Origin of the sequence: Natronomonas marina (assembly GCF_024298905.1) — an archaeon.
GTDB classification, from domain to species: domain Archaea; phylum Halobacteriota; class Halobacteria; order Halobacteriales; family Haloarculaceae; genus Natronomonas; species Natronomonas marina.
This window is the reverse complement of record NZ_CP101154.1, coordinates 301,373-319,952: the sequence shown is the minus strand read 5'-3', so window position 1 is coordinate 319,952 and position 18,580 is coordinate 301,373. Positions and strand designations below refer to the sequence as shown.

20 protein-coding genes, 2 tRNA genes and 1 pseudogene are annotated in these 18,580 nt (G+C 69.5%); 13 read left to right on the top strand and 10 right to left on the bottom strand.

The genetic code is table 11. From position 1 onward, the window contains the following. Positions 1-20: 20 nt before the first annotated feature. Both NLF94_RS01665 and NLF94_RS01660 read left to right on the top strand, forming a co-directional pair. Positions 21-188, top strand: a complete 168-nt coding sequence (locus NLF94_RS01665; RefSeq protein WP_254839719.1) for a hypothetical protein — start codon at positions 21-23, stop codon at positions 186-188. 31 nt (positions 189-219) lie between these two features. Then, positions 220-729, top strand: coding sequence for a hypothetical protein (locus tag NLF94_RS01660; RefSeq protein ID WP_254839718.1), 510 nt, complete (start codon positions 220-222; stop codon positions 727-729). A 100-nt stretch (positions 730-829) separates the two neighbouring features. Here the strand turns inward: NLF94_RS01660 and NLF94_RS01655 are convergent, their stop codons facing one another. After that, positions 830-1,759: a ferritin family protein gene (locus tag NLF94_RS01655; protein WP_254839717.1), complete on the bottom strand. Its 930-nt coding sequence runs from the start codon at positions 1,757-1,759 to the stop codon at positions 830-832. A 616-nt stretch (positions 1,760-2,375) separates the two neighbouring features. Between NLF94_RS01655 and NLF94_RS01650 the strand changes: the two genes are divergently transcribed. Beyond that, positions 2,376-3,290: a DMT family transporter gene (locus NLF94_RS01650; RefSeq protein ID WP_254839716.1), complete on the top strand. Its 915-nt coding sequence runs from the start codon at positions 2,376-2,378 to the stop codon at positions 3,288-3,290. Between the two features lie 43 nt (positions 3,291-3,333). Here the strand turns inward: NLF94_RS01650 and NLF94_RS01645 are convergent, their stop codons facing one another. Together NLF94_RS01645 and NLF94_RS01640 are read right to left on the bottom strand one after the other, a co-directional pair. Continuing rightward, on the bottom strand, positions 3,334-4,065 hold the full coding sequence (locus NLF94_RS01645; protein ID WP_254839715.1) for a GNAT family N-acetyltransferase: 732 nt from the start codon (positions 4,063-4,065) through the stop codon (positions 3,334-3,336). 52 nt (positions 4,066-4,117) lie between these two features. After that, positions 4,118-4,606, bottom strand: coding sequence for a cupin domain-containing protein (locus NLF94_RS01640; protein ID WP_254839714.1), 489 nt, complete (start codon positions 4,604-4,606; stop codon positions 4,118-4,120). Positions 4,607-4,687: 81 nt separating this feature from the next. Here NLF94_RS01640 and NLF94_RS01635 point away from each other — a divergent pair, with 81 nt between their 5' ends. Then, positions 4,688-5,722: a lysylphosphatidylglycerol synthase transmembrane domain-containing protein gene (locus NLF94_RS01635; RefSeq protein ID WP_254839713.1), complete on the top strand. Its 1,035-nt coding sequence runs from the start codon at positions 4,688-4,690 to the stop codon at positions 5,720-5,722. A 6-nt stretch (positions 5,723-5,728) separates the two neighbouring features. On the opposite strand, the gene NLF94_RS01630 is transcribed toward NLF94_RS01635, so the two are convergent. Continuing rightward, positions 5,729-6,982 carry a sulfatase-like hydrolase/transferase gene (locus tag NLF94_RS01630; protein WP_254839712.1) on the bottom strand — a complete coding sequence of 418 codons (1,254 nt, stop codon included), beginning with the start codon at positions 6,980-6,982 and terminating at the stop codon, positions 5,729-5,731. A gap of 101 nt (positions 6,983-7,083) precedes the next feature. Beyond that, positions 7,084-8,001: an alkaline phosphatase family protein gene (locus NLF94_RS01625; protein ID WP_254839711.1), complete on the bottom strand. Its 918-nt coding sequence runs from the start codon at positions 7,999-8,001 to the stop codon at positions 7,084-7,086. A gap of 100 nt (positions 8,002-8,101) precedes the next feature. Between NLF94_RS01625 and NLF94_RS01620 the strand changes: the two genes are divergently transcribed. Continuing rightward, positions 8,102-9,106 carry a glycosyltransferase gene (locus NLF94_RS01620; protein ID WP_254839710.1) on the top strand — a complete coding sequence of 335 codons (1,005 nt, stop codon included), beginning with the start codon at positions 8,102-8,104 and terminating at the stop codon, positions 9,104-9,106. 392 nt (positions 9,107-9,498) lie between these two features. On the opposite strand, the gene NLF94_RS01615 is transcribed toward NLF94_RS01620, so the two are convergent. Together NLF94_RS01615 and NLF94_RS01610 are read right to left on the bottom strand one after the other, a co-directional pair. Next, a complete protein-coding gene (locus tag NLF94_RS01615; protein ID WP_254839709.1) occupies positions 9,499-10,464 on the bottom strand; it encodes a phosphotransferase family protein in 966 nt (321 codons plus the stop codon). Then, on the bottom strand, positions 10,461-11,141 hold the full coding sequence (locus tag NLF94_RS01610; RefSeq protein WP_254839708.1) for an HAD family hydrolase: 681 nt from the start codon (positions 11,139-11,141) through the stop codon (positions 10,461-10,463). Before NLF94_RS01610 ends, NLF94_RS01615 begins: the two co-directional genes overlap by 4 nt. A 144-nt stretch (positions 11,142-11,285) precedes the next feature. On the opposite strand from NLF94_RS01610, the pseudogene NLF94_RS20875 reads away from it, so the two are divergent. The 3 genes and pseudogenes from NLF94_RS20875 to NLF94_RS01595 form a co-directional block, all read left to right on the top strand. Next, a pseudogene (locus NLF94_RS20875) lies at positions 11,286-12,140 on the top strand (MFS transporter); the annotation flags it as partial. Positions 12,141-12,870: 730 nt separating this feature from the next. Beyond that, on the top strand, positions 12,871-13,410 hold the full coding sequence (locus tag NLF94_RS01600) for a winged helix-turn-helix domain-containing protein (protein ID WP_254839706.1): 540 nt from the start codon (positions 12,871-12,873) through the stop codon (positions 13,408-13,410). Further along, positions 13,410-13,910, top strand: coding sequence for a hypothetical protein (locus NLF94_RS01595; RefSeq protein WP_254839705.1), 501 nt, complete (start codon positions 13,410-13,412; stop codon positions 13,908-13,910). The genes NLF94_RS01600 and NLF94_RS01595 overlap by 1 nt, the downstream gene beginning before the upstream one ends. Positions 13,911-13,989: 79 nt before the next feature. Here the strand turns inward: NLF94_RS01595 and NLF94_RS01590 are convergent. Then, positions 13,990-14,063 (bottom strand) — tRNA-Phe (locus NLF94_RS01590). 103 nt (positions 14,064-14,166) lie between these two features. Here NLF94_RS01590 and NLF94_RS01585 point away from each other — a divergent pair. Next, on the top strand, positions 14,167-14,499 hold the full coding sequence (locus NLF94_RS01585; RefSeq protein WP_254839704.1) for a 2Fe-2S iron-sulfur cluster-binding protein: 333 nt from the start codon (positions 14,167-14,169) through the stop codon (positions 14,497-14,499). Positions 14,500-14,532: 33 nt separating this feature from the next. On the opposite strand, the gene NLF94_RS20760 is transcribed toward NLF94_RS01585, so the two are convergent. Then, a complete protein-coding gene (locus NLF94_RS20760) occupies positions 14,533-14,658 on the bottom strand; it encodes a hypothetical protein (protein WP_256558685.1) in 126 nt (41 codons plus the stop codon). A gap of 141 nt (positions 14,659-14,799) precedes the next feature. On the opposite strand from NLF94_RS20760, the gene NLF94_RS01580 reads away from it, so the two are divergent. Both NLF94_RS01580 and NLF94_RS01575 read left to right on the top strand, forming a co-directional pair. Further along, the gene (locus tag NLF94_RS01580) at positions 14,800-15,978 is read left to right on the top strand and encodes an AI-2E family transporter (protein WP_254839703.1); all 1,179 of its coding nucleotides are present in this window, start codon (positions 14,800-14,802) and stop codon (positions 15,976-15,978) included. Positions 15,979-16,198: 220 nt separating this feature from the next. After that, entirely contained in the window at positions 16,199-16,966 is a 768-nt protein-coding gene (locus tag NLF94_RS01575) for a hypothetical protein (RefSeq protein WP_254839702.1), read from the top strand. A gap of 218 nt (positions 16,967-17,184) precedes the next feature. Here the strand turns inward: NLF94_RS01575 and NLF94_RS01570 are convergent. After that, positions 17,185-17,257, bottom strand: a tRNA-Val gene (locus NLF94_RS01570). A gap of 89 nt (positions 17,258-17,346) precedes the next feature. Here NLF94_RS01570 and NLF94_RS01565 point away from each other — a divergent pair. Both NLF94_RS01565 and NLF94_RS01560 read left to right on the top strand, forming a co-directional pair. Then, a complete protein-coding gene (locus NLF94_RS01565) occupies positions 17,347-17,922 on the top strand; it encodes a DUF192 domain-containing protein (RefSeq protein ID WP_254839701.1) in 576 nt (191 codons plus the stop codon). A 58-nt stretch (positions 17,923-17,980) separates the two neighbouring features. Then, positions 17,981-18,499: a DUF192 domain-containing protein gene (locus NLF94_RS01560; protein WP_254839700.1), complete on the top strand. Its 519-nt coding sequence runs from the start codon at positions 17,981-17,983 to the stop codon at positions 18,497-18,499. Positions 18,500-18,580: the final 81 nt, after the last annotated feature.

Below are 18,580 nucleotides of genomic sequence, written 5' to 3'. Positions count from 1 at the left end.
CGCCGCCCAAGCCTCGCGGGATGTCCGTGCCCGACAGCCTCGACTGCGATACCTGCGAGCGGACGGTGTCGGCGGAGGCGGCCATCCGGCGGGAGACGATGGGCGACCTCGACCCGACGAAGTGGCAGACGTTCTGCTGTCCGCACTGCGGGAACCGGCTGAAGACCGTCTTCGTGGCCGACGAGTGATTATTTGGGCCTCGCCGCCGAGTGGTCGACCGTGTTCCGCAGAGCGCGCGAGGTCGGCCCCGTCTTCCTGATTCCGGCAGCCTGGACCGTCGTCGCCGCCGCCCACGCCGGCGTCGTCACCGACCACACCCTCCTCGTCGCCCACGTCGTAATGGGCGTCCTGCTCGCGGGCTTCGCCGTCACCGCCTACCCGGACATGCGCGAGGGGACGCTGCGTGTGTGGTGGACCGTCATCGCCGTCGGCTTCCTCGCGGCCGCGGCCGGCGCCGCCGGCTTCCGCCTCGACAGTCCGGCGCTGCAGGCGGTCGCACTGTACGGCTGGATGCTGCTGCCGGCGGTCGGCCTCCTCGATACAGGGCGTCGCGTCGAGGCGGCCCGGGTCGTCTACCTCGGCGGCGCCGCCCTCTGTGTGGTCGGCGCCGCCGTCTACGCACTGGCGCCGGCACTGCCCGTCCCGTCGTCGACCGCCGTCCTCGTTGCCGTCGCCGCGGTCGGCGTCGGACAGACGGCCGGCATCCTCGACGCCGCGCTCCGGTACTGACGCCGTCGCCGGTACTGCGGGCTACCGGACCGAATCGGCCGGTTCCGCCACTCGCGTCGTTCGACCGGCACCGCCGTCTCGCCGCCCGCCGCCAGCGCCCTCAGTCGCCGACGCCCTCGAGTTCGGTCAGCGAGTCGAGGTCGGGCACGTCGGCGGCGGCGTCCTTGATCTGCTCCATCCGCTGGACGTGTTTCTCGGTGGCGAACGTCTGGAGTTCCGTCGGTTTCGGGCCGAGGTCCTCGATGTACTGGTCGTCGGGGTTGGCGGCGATGCCGTTGACGAGCGGCAGCAGTTCGTTGACGGTGTCGTCCAGCAGGTGAGGGTCGACCCCCTCCTCGCTGATGAGTTCCTTCAGTTTCGCCATCCCGAAGCCGACGTGGCGGCCCTCGTCCTGCCGGATCTGGGTGAAGCCCTCGTAGAGTCCCGGGAGGTGCGGGAGGTCGGGGTGGTTGTCCTTCGAGTAGGACTGCTGCATACCGTAGTAGCCGGTCTGGGCGAGGATGCCCTCGATGACGAGGTGGTAGTGACAGTACGCGACGGCGAAGTCCTCCGGCGTTGGGTCGTCCAGCAGGGCGTGCATCGCCTCTTCGTTGCGCTGGAAGAGGTCGTCGTAGGCGTCGTTGAACCACTGGTCGTCGGTCGGCGAGGAGCGTTCGAGTCCCAGTTCCGCCTCCACCCGGTTGATGACCTCCCGCCAGTACCGGTCGAAGTGGTCGGTGTGTTTGCCTTCCTCGTAGAGCTGGGTGGTGATGAACAGCTGGTCGTCGATGTCGTCCAGGGCGGTCGCAAGCGGCGCGAGGTCCTCGGTGACGGCCTGCTCGCCGGCGCCGAACCGCGCGATTCCCATCTTCATCGCGCTGAAGTACTGGTCGGGGTCGTCGACGCCGCTCAGGTACTCGACGAGCCGCTCACGGTCGGTGTCGAGGTCGATGTCGTGCGGGTCCCAGTGGCGCTCGACGGCGTTCCGGTAGTACCGCGTCCCCCGGCTCTCGCGGTCCAGCTGCAATGGCCGTGTGTTATCAATGTTCATGAGAAAACCGTTACGTCGGCACCCCTATAGAGGTTACACCAGTCACTGCAGGTTCGTTCAAGAGTGCGCGCGGGCCCGGGTGGCATTGCCCCCCACGCCACCAAAGCCGAACCGATCATTCGCACGACGCGCGACGAAAGTGATCGGTAGGTGGTACGTACCGGAATGAAGCGACTCTCTAAACGGAAAGCAGCGCGAGTTCCCCGCCCCACCGTGGGCGGGGGTGAAGCGCGTCCGCTCGGCTGCGTCCCCCGTTTTTAACTATCGGGGCGCCCTACGATAGTTTGGAACCCACGTTATCGGCCTCGCAAAATCCGCGCGCCCACTTCGGGGTAAGACGCGGTGCGCCGGGCCTGTGTCGCGCCCCCGTGAAGGGGCGGACGCCCACGGACACACCCGCCACGGCAGCAACAGACGACCTCTGTTGCGGTGGCACCAATGGTGTGTTCGGGTGTTACTGGTTCCACGCGAGTCCCCGCAGGGACGAGCACGGGCGGAATTAAATTTGCCATCGGTCGTTACGCTGGCCTTGGCGCCAGAGACCACGGCGAAGCCACGGGCCACCGCGCCCGTGGTACTTCACATATATTGGTCCGCATCGATGGTCGTTCTCAACGTGTCTCGAGCCCGTTCTATCGCCCTGTTCGTTCTCATCACGCTCCTGTTCGGAACCGCGTTTCCGGCCGTGAAGACCGGGTTGGCGTTCATCCCACCGCTGCTGTTCGCCGCCTCCCGGAGCTACCTGGCCGCAGCGCTCCTGTTACTCTACGTCGGCGCGACGACCGAGTACTGGCGGCCCCGCTCCCGGCGGGACGTGACGGCGGTGCTCTCCGCGGGACTGCTTCTGGTCGGCGGCACGGGAATCGGGTTCATCGCCCAGCAGTTCATCACCGCCGGCGTCGCGGCGATCATCTTCAGTCTCGCCCCCATCATCACCGCGGTGCTCGCGTGGCCGCTCCTTCCGGCCGAACGGCTCGCTGGCCGGGATTACGCCGGAGTGCTGCTTGGCTTCGTCGGCATCGCCGTCGTCATCCGGCCGGACCCGGCGAGCCTCCTCGACCCGGAGCTCCTCGGGAAGCTGCTCTTCTTCGGCGGCGTGGTCGTCGTCGAACTCGGGGCCGTCCTCGTCCGACGGAGCCGGGCGGAAATGCCGATTCCGGCGCTCACCGGCTGGGCGATGCTGCTCGGTGGGACCGTCCACGTCCTGTTCGCGGTCGCGCTCGGCGAATCGGTCGCGAGCATCGACCCGACGCCGCTGGCCGCGGCGATGGTGGTCTATCTCGGCGTCTTCCTCGGAGTGTTCGGGCTCGTGGCGTACCTCGTGTTGATGGGCGATGTGGGGCCGTTGAAGGCGAACCTGACGACGTATCTCACTCCCGTCGTCGCCTTGGCGATCGGCTGGGTCTTCCTCGCCGAGCGCATCCAACCCCTGACGCTCGTCGGGTTCGGAATCATCGTCGCCGGATTCGCGCTGTTGGAGAGCCGTGAGATCGGCGCCGAACTCATCAAGTACCGCAGCCTGTACCGCTGATACCGGTGTTCGTGGATACGGCTCCGGGCGTCCCGTGGCGCGATCAGAACGTGTACGCCAGCATGACCTCGTCGACGTGGTCGTCGCCGATGGTGTAGTGGTCCTTGCGGACGCCCTCGGTCTCCCAGCCCCGGGCCTCGAGGAAGGCGATGGCGCGGTCGTTGGTCGTCGGGACGCTGTTGTACACCTTCCGGTAGCCGTTGGCCTCGGCCCACTCCAGGGCGCGGTCCAGCAGGTTGGTTCCGATGCCGCGCTCCTGGTGGTCGCTCCGGACGCCGACGGTCACCTGGGCGGTGCTCTGGAGTTTGTCGACCTGTGGCAACTCGAGGTGGACCCACCCGACCACCTCGCCGTCGACGGTGGCGACGAAGAAGACCCGCGACTCGATGGCGTTGTGCCGGGTGACGGTGTCCTCGTAGAGCAACTGCTCGGCGATGGACTCGGCGACGACGTAGGTGTCCTCGGCGGTCACGTCCCGGATGGTGTCGACGAGGCCCTCGAAGTCGTCCTGGCGGGCGGGCCGGATGGTGTACTCGCCCTCGTCGGTCTCGTGGCGCTCGATGGACCCCACGTCCAGGGCGACCCGCAGCGTCCCGCCGTCGTCCTCAAGGTAGCCCCGCGACTTCAGCCGCTCGAGTTCGTCCTCGAACTCGTCGGCCTCCAGCGAGGTCACGTCCCGGACGCGGTGCCGCGCCGCGGTGCCGTGCCGCTCGACGTATCGGTATATCGCCTCGCCCGCCTCGGTCTCGAAGGTCGGGCGGTCGGACGTCTCCATGTCCCCGACGTGGAGCGAGGGGCCCTTTAGCTCTCCGCTCGCCTCGGAAACACTACCCGCCGTCCTCGCCCGCCCAGTAGTCGACGGCGTCACGCTGCCGGTAGTAGCCGTGGTGGGGGCGTTCGCCCTCGCCGCCCGGCGGCGCGCCGACGAAGACGCCCACCTTCTCCGAGTCGGGGTAGACGGTCACGTCCGGTTCGGCCATCGTCGAGACCGCCAGGTACCGCAGCGGTCCCGCCGAGTCGTTGACGACCCGGTGGGCGCCCCGCTCGTCGGCCGGCAGCGCGACGTAGTCGCCGGACTCCAGGCCGAGTTCCTCGCCGTCGAGTCGGAGCGTCCCCTCGCCGTCCAGCACGAACAGCGCCTCCTCGTTGCCCGTGTGGTAGTGGTAGGGCCACGACTTATCGCCCGCGGGAAGTTCGTAGAGGCTGCACCCGAGGTCATCGCCGTCGGTCGCGGCGGCCAGTTTCTTGCGGCGCAACCCCGTCTCGGCACCGTCCAGCGTCGTCCACGCCAGGTCGGACTCGTTGACCTTGCCCATGTGACATCGAGTCGGCCCTGACGCAAAAAGCCCGCCGGCGGGACCGTGGCCTTGATACTCCCCCGCGTCCCTCCGGCGAGTGTGCAACGCCGCGAGTTCCTGGGGACAGTCGCCGGGTTCGGCGTCGGCGCGGCGGTCCTGGTGGCGCTTGCGACCGTCACCGGCGGCGAGGCCGTCCTGGGGGCGCTCGGGCGGGCCGACCTCCGACTCCTCGCGCTCGTCGCGGGGACCATCCTCGCGTGGCTCTGCCTGTGGGGGCTGGGTCTCCGGGCGGTGCTCGAAGCGGTCGGCAGCGACGTCTCGGCGGTCGACGCCGTCCTCGTCAACGCCGGCGCGGCCTTCGCCAACCACGTCACGCCGTTCGGGCAGGCCGGCGGCGAACCGGCGACGGCCCTGCTGCTGTCGGACGTATCGGGGGCGCCCTTCGAGCGCGCGCTGGCCGCCATCACCAGTTTCGACGTCGTCAACGTGGTGCCGTCGCTGACGCTCGCGGCGGTCGGTATCGGCTACTACGCCAGCGTCGCGGTGCTGGGGGCGACGCTGCGGACCGTCGCCGCCGGCCTCGCCACCGTGGCGGTCGTTGCCCCCCTGGCCGCGGCGCTGGCGTGGCGGCGGCGCCGCGGCGTCGAGCGGGTCCTGGTCGGCCTGCTGGCGCCGCTGGCCCGAATCGGCGGCCGCCTCCTGCCGCGGGTCGCACCGCCAGAGCGGGCGGCCGTCGCCGACCGCGTCGCTGGCTTCGTCGGCGCCATCGAGTCGGTCGCCGCCGACCGCCGGCGACTCGCCGTCGCGCTGGCCTGCTCCGCGGCCGGGTGGCTCGCGCAGATAGTCGGCCTGTGGCTCGCGCTCCGGGCCGTCGGAGCGACCGTCCCGCTGTACGTCCCGCTCTTCGTCGTGCCGCTCGGAACGGTCGGGTCGGCGATGCCGACGCCGGGCGGACTCGGCGGCATCGAACCCATCCAGGTCGGGCTGTTGACCGCGACGACGGCCGCCGCCGCCGCGACCGTCACGGCGGCCGTCCTGCTGTTCAGCGTCGGCGGCTTCCTGCTGACGACGTCGGTCGGCGCCGCCGCCGTCACCCTGTTGCAGGTCCGCGAGCGCCGCCTCGGTGCGGGGTGAGCGGCCTCAGCGGTAGCCGAGCAGTCGAAGTCGCTCCTCGACGTCGATGTGGTCGCCCTCGCCCAGGTCCTCGTCGGGGAACGCACGCCGCAGCGGGGCGGTCCGGTCGGGGTCGGGGTCGACGGTCGGATCCAGTTCCTCGGGGTCGGACTCGAGGTCGTACAGTTCGGCGGGCCACTCCCGGTCGGGGTACTCGACGTACTTCCGGCCGTCGGCGCGGACGGCCCGCGCCCAGTTGGCCCGCTTGCGGAGCGAGGCGCCGCAGGCCCGCATGTACGCGGGGCGATCCTCGATTTCGCCCGGCGGGTACAGCGATTCCCCGTCGAACGTCCCGGTGTCGTACTCGACGCCCGCGGCGTCCAGCAGCGTCGGCAGGACGTCCACCTGCCGGGTCGTCGCATCGACGGTCGCCGAACCGACGCCCGGGCCCGACAGGACGAAGGGGACGTTGGCGGCGAAGTCGAAGACGTTCTCGCCGTGGCCGTTCTCGAGGTAGTGGTCGGGGACGTCGGCGCCCCGGTCGGCGAGCGCGCGGTTCAGCCGCCGGACCCGCGCCCTGGTATCGACGCCGCCGTAGTACTTCAGGGCGTCCCGGAGCGACTTCAGGCCGAGTCGGACGGGGCTGTAGCGGTTGGTGATCGACTCGCCGTGGTCGCCGTGGACCGCGAGAAGCGTCCCCTCCGGGAGTGCGTCGGCCAGCGCCTCGAGTTCGCGGTCGAGCGCCGACAGCGCCCGCGCGTAGCGGGTCTCGCCGTATCGCGGCTCGTCGAACCCCTCGGGGACCGACACGTCCTCGTGTATCTCCCAGAGGTGGAGGTAGGCGGCGAACGGCTCCGGGAGGGCCGCGAGGCGCTCTGCGGCCGTCTCGCGCCAGGGACCGAACAGCGACTCGTCGGGTTCGCGGTAGCGGTAGGCGTCGAAGCCGCGCTGGAGACCGGTCGCCTCGACCAGCGGCCCGGTCACGAGCGCCTCGGTGTGGTAGCCGGCGGCGCCGAACCGCTCGGCGAACGTGGGCACGTCCGAAGCGAGCGGGCCGACGTCTAGCGAGAGTATCTCGTGGCGCTCGGCGTAGGTGCCGGTCAGGAGACTGGCCACGCAGGGGCTGGTCGTCGTCGCGGTGGCGTACATCCCCGTCGCCGCGAGACCGTCCTCGCGGAGCGAGTCGAGGAACGGCGTGTCGGCGGCCGGCCCGGAGACATGGTCCTCGCGGAGGCAGTCGATACAGACGACGAGGACGTTCGGCGAATCGGGGGCGGACACGCCCGAACCCGCGGGGGCGGCCGGCAAGACGCTTACGTTTTCGCGTTCGCCGTCGCAGGTCCGTGCCCTGCGTCGGGGCGCTCCGCGGGGTGCGGTCCCGGTCAGCGGTAGCCGAGGCGTTCGAGGCGGGCGGTCACCTCGGCGGTCGTCGCCGACCGCTCGGTCCGCTCGGCGCCCGGCGGCGGCTCGTAGCCTCCGCCGTCGGTCGCGGCGGTGACGGCCCACGGCACCTCCCGGAGCGGCCGGAGCGCGAGACCGGCGGCGTGGCCGTAAACCCCGCGCTCGCCGAAGGCGTTGCCGTGGTCAGCGGTGATGACCGCCCGTTCGGCGTCGACGTTGTTCAGGAGGAGTTCGACGTCGTCCAGCACCGCCCGGAGGTTCGCCCGGTACGCCTCCCAGACGTCGGCCCGCGAGCGGCGGCCGAACCGGAGGTCCTCCCACACCGACAGCGGCCGGTCGCCGAAGGCGTCGAGTTCGATGCCGTCGTCGCGGTCGTCGGCGATGGAAGGGAAGTGCGGCTGCATGTAGTGGACGACGAGGCGGTCGAGGTCCTGCTCGCGGCCGGCGCGTATCGCCGCGTCGGTCACCGCCCGCGGGGGGACGGTCCCGAGATCGTCGTCCCAGGCGTCCCGCCAGACCTCCCGGAGGTAGCCCAGCGCCTCGCCGTCGACGTGGTCGGTGCTGTAGGGGTTGGCGGTCACGTAGCCGACCGACGACAGCGCCTCGCTCGGCTGCCCGCCGAAGACGGCATCGAGCCACTCGGTCGAGGTCCCGCCCGGCGAGATGCGGGTCGTCCCGACCGGCAGGATCCCGTCGGGGGCAACCACCTCGGCCCACAGGTCGGCCCGGCAGGCGTCGAGGACGACGAGCAGGTCCCAGTCGGCCTCGAAGACCGGGTCCGGCGAGAGGCGTCGGGCGTAGCGGAGATAGGATCGCCAGCAGAACTCCCGGACGGCCCCGAAGCCGGCACCACGGAGGTTCCTGACGACGTCGGTCACCACACCCGAAACACGGCCCATATCCCCCGTCGGGCACGTCGGAACTTAATCCCCCGAGGTTCCTGCCCACGCGACCGTTCGAAAGGGGAAACTACTTTGCCTCGACAGAACAGTTCGTTCCGTGACCATCCACGTCGCCGTCACGCACTACCCGGAGGGGGCGGGCCACGCCACGCGGATGATGGCGGTCGCGCGGGGACTCCAGCGACGCGGCGCAGAGGTGGCTCTGGCGGGTGGGGGGCCGGGGCGACGACTCTACGAACCCAACGGGTACAGCGCGTACGAACCGCCGCAGGTGGACTACATCGGCGACTACCAGGACGCCGGGAACCCGGTCAGCGGCCTCGCACGCGTCCTGACCGGAAGCCTCCCGGACAGCGTCGGCCGCGTCCGCGGCATCGCCTCGTGGCTCCGCGGCCAGGACCCCGACGCGGTCGTCACCGACGACATGTTCACCGTCGCGGCGGCCGCCGCGACCGACATGCCGCTGTACGTCCTCTCGCACAACGCCGCGGCCCTCTACCGGGACCCCATCATCCGCGCGTCCACGATGGGCATCAACGCGAGCCAGCGACTGGCCGCCGAGCGGTTCTTCTACCCGTCGGTGTGGCCGCCGGCCGACGGGGACCCGCCGGGCGTCTCCAGGGTGCCACCGGTCGCGCTCCCGCCACCGGAGGGCGCACCCGACGGCGGACCCGACGACCCGGGGGTCGTCCTCGTCCCGTCGACGTACTCGACGGACTTCGACGCGCTGGCCGACCGCCTCCGGGCGGCCGGCCACCGGGTCACGCTGATCGGCGACCACGACTGGGGGCCGGTCCCCTCGCTGTTGCCCGTGTTGCGCCGGGCCGAGGCCGTCGTCTGTTCGGGCTACTCGACGGTGATGGAGGCCGCCGTCGCCGAGACCCCCTGCGTGGTCTACCCCGCGACCAACGAGCAGGACGGCATCGCGCGGCGGGTGGCACCGGCCGACGGCTTCCGGACCGCCACGGACCCGGCAGCCGTCGAGACGGCGCTGTCGGAGTTTACGACCGCACCCGAGTACGCCAACGGCATCGCCACCATCGCCGAGCGGTTGCTCGACGACCTCACCACCTCGACGGTCGCGGCGAAACAGACCGTGTAACCGACCCCTCCCTACTTCGCTCGGTCTTGCGACCTCGCTCGTTGAGGGAGGGGCTTTGATGTGGGACTCGCCGTCAATTGTCGCCGGGGAGGAAGGTCGTTCCTCACCCGTACCGAACGACCGTCGGGGTCAACATCCCCACCATTCGGGGGCCGGGCTACTGCGGCCCGTGATACCGGCGACGTGTGCGCAGCGGTATCACTAGGCACTGGTATGGTTGCCCCCGGAAAAAGTGTATCGGGTGGCGAGTCGAACAGCAGCAACAACGGCACCTGCTTCCCAGCGTGTCGGCTTCCTCCCCGGCCTACTCGCGTCGTCCTTCCGACTGGCGTCGGAAGTCCTCGCTTCTTGAGACCGGAGGCTCCGCCTCGAAACCGCTGAGGCCCCCACCCTCACAGCAACGCCGCCAGCGCCCGGCGGTGAAACGCCGTGGCTTCCTCGACGCCGCACTCCGGATAGCCGGGCCTGGTGACCTCGCCCGTCGAGTCGACGGCGCTGTCCGCGATGGCGACGGCCCGGTGGACCGGCGCTGGCTCCGGGTACGCCCGGACCGCCCCGTACCCGTCGACGAAGGCCGACCGTAGCGGGGCGGGATCGTCGACGTACCAGTCGGCGACCAGGTACTCGGCTTTCGCAACCGACAGCGCCGGCCCGGCGGCCAGCGGCGCCTCCCAGTCGAGCAGTGCCGTCACCTCCCCGTCCGCGACGAGCGCGTTCCCCGGCCGGAAGTCCCACGGGAACAGCCGTGCCGTCGGTTCGGTCCTCGGGGGCCGCTCCGACAGGAGCGATTCGAGTCCGGGCCGGACCGAATCGAAGACAGCGGGCAGGCGGTCGACGGCCGCCCGCCCGTAGGCGGCGAGCCACTCGGGCCACGACGCCTCGCCGTCCACGGAGAGGGAGTCCGAATCGGCCGTCAGGCGGCCGTAGCCGTCGAACGAGAAGGCCTCGTGCAGCGCCGCGAGGTATCGGCCGAGCGAGCGGGCCACCCGGCGCCGGACCGCCGGGTCAAGGGCGACGAACCGCTCGTGGAAGTCCGCCCCGTCGAGTCGCGGCGTGACGAGGGAGACCACGCCGTCGACGGCGGCGACGGCCAGCACCGGCGGGACCGGCACCGCGGTCCGGTCACGAATCGCCTCCAGAAGCGCGGCCTCCGACCGGAGCGCCGCGCTGGCGCCGGACGACTGGACGACGACGGGCGGGCGCTTCCGGAACCGGACGACGACGGTCCGCTTTCGGTTCCCCCGGCCGAGTACGGTCGAGTCGACCACGGTGCCGTCCGGACGGGCGGCCGCGAGGGCCTGGCGGGCGGCCGTGGCGTGGGCCGGGCGCTCGAAGGCGTCGACTGCGTCGTCGCTCATCGCGGTCGCTCGACGACCCCGACGAGGTCCGAAAGCGAGTCGAGGACGTACTCCGGGCGGTACTCGCCGGCGTCCTCGTCGGGCGCCGGCCGGAGCCAGGCGACCTCCAGCCCCGCGTTGTGGGCGCCGGCGACATCGTACGGCAGCGAGTCACCGACGTAGAGGGCCCGGTCGGCGGACACGCCGGCCGCCGACAGCGCGCGCTCGAATGGGGCGGCGTGCGGCTTGCGCCGCGGCAGGTCGCCCGCGTAGACGCACACGTCGAACCGGTCCCGGAGGCCGAGCGCCTCGACCTTGACCGTCTGGCGGCCCGACGGCCCGTTGGTCAGGAGGCCGGTGCTGCCGGTCGCGGCCGCGCTCTCGAGGGCCGCCTCCGCACCGGGGCGCAACTCGACCTGCGTGTTGTCGATGCGGTCCAGCAGGTGCTCGGCGAGGACGACCGGGTCGACGTCGCGCCGGCCGTTCTGGGCGGCGAGCCGGGCGAAGCCGCTTCCGAGGTAGCCGACCCGGTCGTCGGGGTCCGGTGGCCCGTCCAGGGCGTCCCACAGCGCCGCGGGCTCGCCGAACGGCGCGACCCCGGCGTCCGCGAAGGCCGCCTCGTACATCGGCCCGGCGTCCTGCACGCGGCGACACAGCGTGCCGTCGAGGTCGAAGAACACCGCGTCGAATCGTGACACGGGCGTCCTACGCGCCACGCGATCAAAAGGTCGACCGAAGCGGCGACTCCGGCAGCCGTCCCGGCGGAGACGTGGGGCGGACGGGCGCGTTCGGCGCCCACCAGAGCAACCGTCTTATCGGCTCCCGAACCAGGGGACGGATAGATGTCGGACGGAGCCGTGCCCTCGCGCCGCCGGAAGTACCGCGTGCTCGGACTGCTGACGGTCGCCGAGTTGCTCGCGATGACGCTCTGGTTCAGCGTTTCCGCGGTCGGCCCGGAGCTCGCGGTGGCCTGGCAGCTGTCGGCCGCCGAGACGGCGTGGCTGACGAACGCCGTCCAGCTCGGGTTCGTCGCCGGTGCCCTGCTGTCGGCGGTTTTCACCGTCTCGGACGTCGTCCGGCCGCGGTACCTGTTCTCGGTGTCGGCGGTCGTCGGTGCCGCCGCGACGGCCGTCATCGCGACGGCCGTCGACTCGTTCCTCCCGGCGGTCGCCCTCCGGTTTCTGACCGGAGTGGCGCTGGCCGGCGTGTACCCGCCCGGGATGAAGATAATGGCCGGCTGGTTCCGTGGCGGGCGCGGGTTCGCTATCGGGGTGCTGGTCGGGGCGCTGACCGTCGGTTCGGCGATGCCGCACCTCCTCCGGGCGGTCGGCGGCGTCGGACGACCTACGCCGGTTCTGCTCGGGGCCGCCGGTCTCGCGGTCGTTGGCGGCGTGCTCGTCCTGTTCGTCGAGCCCGGTCCCCACCAGGCGCCGGCCGCGCCGTTCGACCCGGGGGCGATCCGACGGATTGCGGAGGACCGCGGGACGTTCCTGGCCAACGTCGGCTACTTCGGCCACATGTGGGAACTGTACGCGATGTGGGCCTGGATTCCGGTCTACCTCTCGGTGAGCTTCGAGGCCAGCGGCGGCGAGAGCGAGGCCTTCGCCGCGCTCGTGACGTTCGGGACCATCGCCGTCGGCGGGCTCGGCGCCGTCGCCGCCGGTCTCACTGCCGACCGTCTCGGACGGACGACCGTCAAGGAGGATTTCGAACTGTACGCCCCCTACGTGACCGACGGCGGCATAATCGCGTTCCACGACATCGTAGAAACCGGGGACGTGGGGATGGGCGTTCCCAGATTCTGGGACGAGATCAAACGGGAGTACGACCACGAGGAGATAGTGAAGTGCCTCGGGGTCAAGTGGTTCGAGAATCGAAGATTCTCGTCATCACGAGAGAGCTCCGCTCTCTCGAACGACCCCGAGGCTTCCTGTTTCCACGACGCACTTTGCAGATTCCACGGCGGAATCCACAGGGAGCGCAGTCTCCGCAGGCGTGGATTCGGCCTCTCCCAGACCTGCTTGGTGGCGACGGCGGCGCGTCCGACCGTCCGTGTTTTTGGACTTGAAGCCGGAGGCACGTTGTGCCGTCACACTCCATCATTCAGCATCTTGCAACTTAATGGCTTGTGCCATTACGTGTCGGCTTCATCCACGGGGTCAAGCCCCATGGCATTCGCCTTGCAATTCTGTAAAGCCCCCGAACAAGGACCGGGGCGGGATCGGTGTCGTATACAGGTAGTTCGGGCGTTTCGTGGTGAATCCAGTGCGGCAGGGGTTCGCCGGCCGTCTCCCCGTTCGTCGTTCCGCGCTACGACGCTCGTACGTCGAAATCGACCGGGCGCTGTCACGGTATTGCCTCCGGTGGTGTTTAGATATTCGAGCCATACCAAATTATTTGATCTACCGGGGCCAAGACCCCGGACGGATGACCGAATCGGGTGAGCGGTCGTGGATGGAGACGAAGAGCGGGCGCGAGCGCGTCCGGCACGTCGTGGAGCTACTGGACGAGCCAACGCCGGTACAGGAGATCGCGGACCGGGCGGACGTCTCGCGTGCGACGGCCGACGACGAACTCCGGCGACTGCAGAGCGACGACTGGGTCACTGAAACGACCATCGACGGGGCGAAGGCGTACGATCTGAACCCCGTGCGGATGCTCTTCGACGAGGTGACCGACCTGATCGAAGCTCACTCGCGTGACGAACTGGAGAGCCAGCTCACGGAGCTGAAGGAGGAACAGGAAGGGTTGGCTGCGGAGTACGGGGTCAGTTCGCTAGAGGAGTTCCGGGAACAACTTGCGGATGAGGAGTTCTCGGCCGAGGAGCTCCGTGAGCGTCGCAACGTGATCGCAACGTGGGAAGCGATCGGTACGGAACTCGGGCTCGTGAAGCACGCCCTCCAGCTGTACGACGACGTCGTCGAACTCTCGTCACCGCGGACGGACTCGTCTTCGACACTCGTCTAATGGTTGTCTTTCTCGCTAACCGGGCGAACCTGCAGCGCAAGCGGCTCCACGACCGCATCCGGACCCGACTCGGCGGCACGTTCGAGAACGTTCGGCGGCGACGTGCCGAACCCCGCGAAGCTGGCCCGTACCGGGTCGTCGCCCACGTGAACCCGCGGCGGTTCTTGGGCGACGACGAGTACCCGGTAACGACCGCGCGAGTCGAGATCGGGTTTCAACTGCAGACCGGCGATTCGTACGAGTACTACTGGTTCAACTGGATCGAACCGGATCGAAGTCTGCTGGTCGGCTGGCATCGGGACGATACCCACGACGACCTCGGGCCGGTCCACCTGCAAGTCAACGACGGCACGACGCCCGTCGCGCACGAACCAGCGCAGTTCGTCGACTCACATCCGCTGGACGTCGTCGAGCGCAGACTCGACTCGCTTCGAGACGCGGTCCTCGCTGTCGAGTGGCAGCAGGGACGCCCCGTCGGACTCGACTCCGCTGCTCCGTGACCGGTTGCCCTCACACGAGTGAGTTCCGAATCGGAACACTGCGAAGGCCATCTCGAATGGAAATCGTGTCGGATCCGGATGCCGCCTCCCGGATTTGAACCGGGGACAGCTCGATCTTCAGTCGAGTGCTCTCCCAGTCTGAGCTAAGGCGGCCTGCACGCTGGGGAACGCCGACGCTATCAAAAAGGGTTTCGAAAGGCGGCGTCGTGACGGGACCGCGGCAACGGTTAACGGGGCACGGTCCGAACCACCTCGTATGCCGACCGTCGAGTTCGAGGGGACCGAGATCGACTGCGAGGAAGGGGCGATACTCCGTGACGTCCTGCTCGCGGCGGGCGAGTCACCGCACAACGGTCGCGCCGGCACCGTCAACTGCTTCGGGCACGGCTCCTGTGGGACGTGTGCAGTCGAAATCGAGGGCGACGTGAGCGAGCCGACGGTCCGCGAGCGGGCGCGACTGTCGGTGCCGCCCCACGACCCCGACGACGGCCTGCGGCTCGCCTGCCAGACGCGGGTACTGGGCGACCTGACCGTGACCAAACACGGCGGCTTCTGGGGACAGACCGTCGAGTCGGGAAGCGACCGCTGAAGCCGCCCCGTTCGTGTGCCGCCGGGAGTCGCCTCAGAGGAGGAAGACGTCCGCCGAGTCGAAGACGCGCCCGCAGTCACGGCACTCGTACTCCATTCCGTCCTCCGTCTCGAGTTGTCCCCCACACTCGGGGCAGTCCGACCCGGCACGTCCTGACATGGCGTAGGCTCGGCGGCGGTCGGGGATATGCGTTTCGTCCAGCTCGCGGGAATTCGGCGACGAACCGAAACGCCGACCCCGCTACCGTCGGCCCGACCGGTACTCCAACGCTTATGTGCGGGGCCGAGCATGGTCGGGGCGATGGACTACGCGGACCTGCGCCGACGGCTGCTGTGGGCACTCCTCGGGGTGGTGTTACTCGCGGCGATCGTGTTCGTCCTCGTCCGGTTCCGGGCGACGCTCGTGTTCACGATCTTCCTGTACTACGCGAGCCGCCCGATCTACCGGAAGCTCGAGTCGATCCCGATCCCGGAGCGGCTGCGAGGGTACAACCCCTACCACCGGCAGACGACGGCCGTATTGACGATCATCCTGTTCCTGTTGCCGTTCCTGGCGCTTTTGCTGTACACGCTCGTGCTGGTGATCCCGGAGTTGCAGGAACTGCTCGGCGAATTCCCCGTGTCGGGCATCGTCGCCGACCTTCAATCGACCGACGGGACCGGTGGCGGACTCCCGAGACCGGTAGCGGGCCTGACGCCGTCGGAGCTGCTCTCGATGGACCCTGGGGAACTCCTGGCGCTCCTGCAGGACCCCGCCATCCGCGGCTACATCGAGAGCGCCTCCAGCACCGTCCTCGATTCGGTCAGTCTGCTGGCGACGCTCGCACTGCACGCCTTCCTGCTTCTGGCCGGCACCTACTACCTCCTCACCGACGCCCCACGGCTCCGCGGACTCGTCGTCGAGAACTACGACGCAACCGGCATCGTCGAGTCGTACTTCGTGGCCGTCGACGAGGAGCTCTCGTCGATCCTGTTCGGCAACATCCTGAACGCCATCGTCACCGGCGTCATCGGTATCTTCACGTTCACCGGCTACAACCTGCTGGCCCCCGATGTCGTGGAGGTTCCCTTCGCCCCGCTGGTGGGAGCACTGACCGGCGCCGGCAGCCTCATCCCCGTCGTCGGCATGAAGATCGTCTACTTCCCCGTCGCCGCCCTGCTGGCCGGCAGCGCCCTGCTCGCCAACCAGCCGGGCGCGCTCGTCTGGGTCGCCCTCTTCACCGTCCTGGCGTTCGTCGTGGTCGACACCATCCCCGACTTCCTCATCCGCCCGTACGTCAGCGGCAACCGCACCCACATCGGGCTGCTGATGTTCGCCTACATCCTCGGTCCCATCGCGTTCGGCGTCTATGGCATCTTCCTCGGCCCGATCATCCTCGTGCTCGTCGCCGAGTTCGTCCGCCAGATCGGACCCTACGTCCTCGCCGGCCGCAAGCCGGACGTCCGCGCCCCCGGTAACCGAACCCTCGACGAATACTGACCGCCGCGTCAACGGATCGAGTTGCCCACGCCTCGGGCGCCCGAAACCGGTGGCGCCGGCACCACCGACGGGTGTTACATGTACATGCGGTCTTCCGTTCGACCAGGCATCCAACTGCTCCCCGTACCGACCACAGCCTGTCGATGGTGCATCGGTGGACTCGTTCACCGGGTCCTGTCGTCCATAAGACACTTACCGAGAGGGGTTCGACCTGCCGGCGATGCCCTCCACCAACACTGCCATCGCCATCATGCTCGTCGGGCTCGTCCTCGTGCCCGGTCCGGCGTACGCCGTCGCCGTCGAACAGCTGGCCGGTGAGGACCGCCACCGGTCGGCCGCCGGCTACCGGGCCGACTCGATCAACGCTACCAACGACACCCTTCTCGCCGAGCGGTACGCCGGCCGCCTCACCGAACAGCCCGAGGATATCCAGGCCCGCCACGTCCGTGGCAACTACGAGATACCGAACCGGACACGAGCGGTGCTGGACCGGGCCATCGAGAACGACAGCGCCACCACCCACAGTGACGCCGTCAGCGCAGATCTGTACACACTCGCACGGAACGCGACGTTCCTCACCCACGAGTTCGACACCTACTACACGTTCCGGATCACCCGCGACGATAACGGGACGACCACTGTCCGCACCGACCGGGCGAGCGACGCCGAGATCGCCGCTGCGGTCCGCGACCAGCTCGTGGTCGAGTACACGGCCCTCACCGACGCCGAACAACGCACCTTCCAGAAGATTCGTAATGCGACCACGGACCCGGACGACTACGCCTACCGCCCCTACCAAGACGAACCCGTCCCGCCGGAACCGGTCGTCGAACGAAACGGTACCCACTACGCTGTCGGCGTCGCCTCCCACACCGACGACTTCGACTTCCCTACCGGGTTCCTCGCCGGGCTCGCCGCCTCCGGCATCGGCATCACCTGTATCCTCGTCGGCGGCGGCATCTCGACCTGGAACCTCATCCGCGGGTAGCCTCCCGATCTGTCCCGACCAAACGTTGGCGGCAGTCCCTGCGAGACAGCAGATGGGTCCGGGCGGGTTCGAACCGGAGCCAAACACGCTCCCTCGCTTCGCTCGTTCGCGTGACTGGCAGGGCTCGAACCCGCCGAACACTTCCGTTCTCCGACGCGGTAACCTCGCGACGCTCACGGCGTTCGCGTCGCTCGCCGTGATACGCCGGAGAACTGCAGTGGGTCCGGGCGGGTTCGAACCACCGATCTCGGCCTTGTAAGGGCCGCGTCATAGCCACTAGACCACGGACCCCGCGCCCGGAGGAAGTCGGGCCTCGGGGTTAACGCTTACTTTCCGGGGCGACGGCAAGGTTTAGGCCCAAAGGGCCCGAGGGACCGACAGTGACGCCACGGACGCACGGGTTCGCGCTGGCGCTGGTCGTCGCCGTCGCGGTGCTGTCGGCCGGCTGTACCGGTCCGCTCGGCGGCGACGCGACCCCGACGGCCGAACCCACGCCGACCGCCACCGACGCCACCACCGAGACGGGGGCGACCCCCACGCCGACGGGGATACACGCCAGTTACGAGCAGACGACCGTCACCGTCGTCGACACCGAGACCGGCGACGAACTCGGCCGCGTCGAGGCGGCCATCGCCGACAACGGTACCCTGCGCGCGACGGGCCTGAGCGAGACCGACAGCATGCCCGACGACAGGGGGATGCTCTTCCTGTACGACACCGGACAGGATCTCACTTTCTGGATGAAGAACATGTCCTTCGGCCTCGATATCCTCTTCGTCCACGGTAACGGTACCATCGAGTCCATCCACCACGCGCCGGAACCGGAGGCCGGGGAGGACGGCACCGGACAGACCTACGCCGGCCAGGGCCAGTACGTCTTGGAGGTGAACCGCGGCTGGGCCGACGAGCGCGGCGTCGAAGCCGGCGACCGCATCGAGTTCGACCGCCCGGAGTGAGCGTCGGCGAAGGGCGGGTGTCGGCAGGCTTTTCGCCCGCGCGCCCCTCCATCCGACGATGAAGCGGCAGTGGCTCGCCTACGGCCTCGCGGCGCTGGTCGGGATCGCCGTCCTGGCGTATCTCGGTCTCGCAAGCGGCGCGCTGGCGCCGTACCTGGCCGGCTACGACCCGGGGAGCCCCGGCGACTACGAGCACACGTCGGTCACCGTCGTCGACGGCGAGTCCGGCGAGGAACTGGGTCGCGTCGAGGCCGCCGTCGCCGACAGCTTCCCGAAACGGTACGTCGGCCTGAGCGAGACCGACGCCCTGCCCGGCGACCGCGGGATGCTGTTCGTCCACGACGGCGTCGGCGAGCGGACCTACGTGATGCGGAACATGTCCTTCGGCCTCGACATCCTCTTCGTCGGCGCCGACGGGACGATAACGGCGATTCACGAGGCGCCCGAACCGGAGCCGAACGAGAACGGCGCCGACCAGACGTACACCGGCAAGGCGAAGTACGTCCTCGAGGTGAACCGCGGCTGGACGACCGAGCGCGGCATCGAGGCGGGCGACCGCATCGAGTTCGAACTGTAATGGGCGCCCGTCCCGGCTTCGACTGTGCCGGTGGTACTGCCCGAGTTGCCAAGCGTTATACCGACCGAACGGACAGATAGA

Bases quoted from the DNA above. Each gene is read 5' to 3' on its own strand.
- NLF94_RS01640 (WP_254839714.1), bottom strand. From the start codon at position 4,606: ATGGGCAAGGTCAACGAGTCCGACCTGGCGTGGACGACGCTGGACGGT.
- NLF94_RS01615 (WP_254839709.1), bottom strand. From the start codon at position 10,464: ATGAGCGACGACGCAGTCGACGCCTTCGAGCGCCCGGCCCACGCCACG.
- NLF94_RS01645 (WP_254839715.1), bottom strand. From the start codon at position 4,065: ATGGAGACGTCCGACCGCCCGACCTTCGAGACCGAGGCGGGCGAGGCG.
- NLF94_RS01600 (WP_254839706.1), top strand. From the start codon at position 12,871: ATGACCGAATCGGGTGAGCGGTCGTGGATGGAGACGAAGAGCGGGCGC.
- NLF94_RS01585 (WP_254839704.1), top strand. From the start codon at position 14,167: ATGCCGACCGTCGAGTTCGAGGGGACCGAGATCGACTGCGAGGAAGGG.
- NLF94_RS01595 (WP_254839705.1), top strand. From the start codon at position 13,410: ATGGTTGTCTTTCTCGCTAACCGGGCGAACCTGCAGCGCAAGCGGCTC.
- NLF94_RS01560 (WP_254839700.1), top strand. From the start codon at position 17,981: ATGAAGCGGCAGTGGCTCGCCTACGGCCTCGCGGCGCTGGTCGGGATC.
- NLF94_RS01625 (WP_254839711.1), bottom strand. From the start codon at position 8,001: ATGGGCCGTGTTTCGGGTGTGGTGACCGACGTCGTCAGGAACCTCCGT.
- NLF94_RS01655 (WP_254839717.1), bottom strand. From the start codon at position 1,759: ATGAACATTGATAACACACGGCCATTGCAGCTGGACCGCGAGAGCCGG.
- NLF94_RS20760 (WP_256558685.1), bottom strand. From the start codon at position 14,658: ATGTCAGGACGTGCCGGGTCGGACTGCCCCGAGTGTGGGGGACAACTC.
- NLF94_RS01575 (WP_254839702.1), top strand. From the start codon at position 16,199: ATGCCCTCCACCAACACTGCCATCGCCATCATGCTCGTCGGGCTCGTC.
- NLF94_RS01665 (WP_254839719.1), top strand. From the start codon at position 21: ATGTCCGTGCCCGACAGCCTCGACTGCGATACCTGCGAGCGGACGGTG.
- NLF94_RS01580 (WP_254839703.1), top strand. From the start codon at position 14,800: ATGGACTACGCGGACCTGCGCCGACGGCTGCTGTGGGCACTCCTCGGG.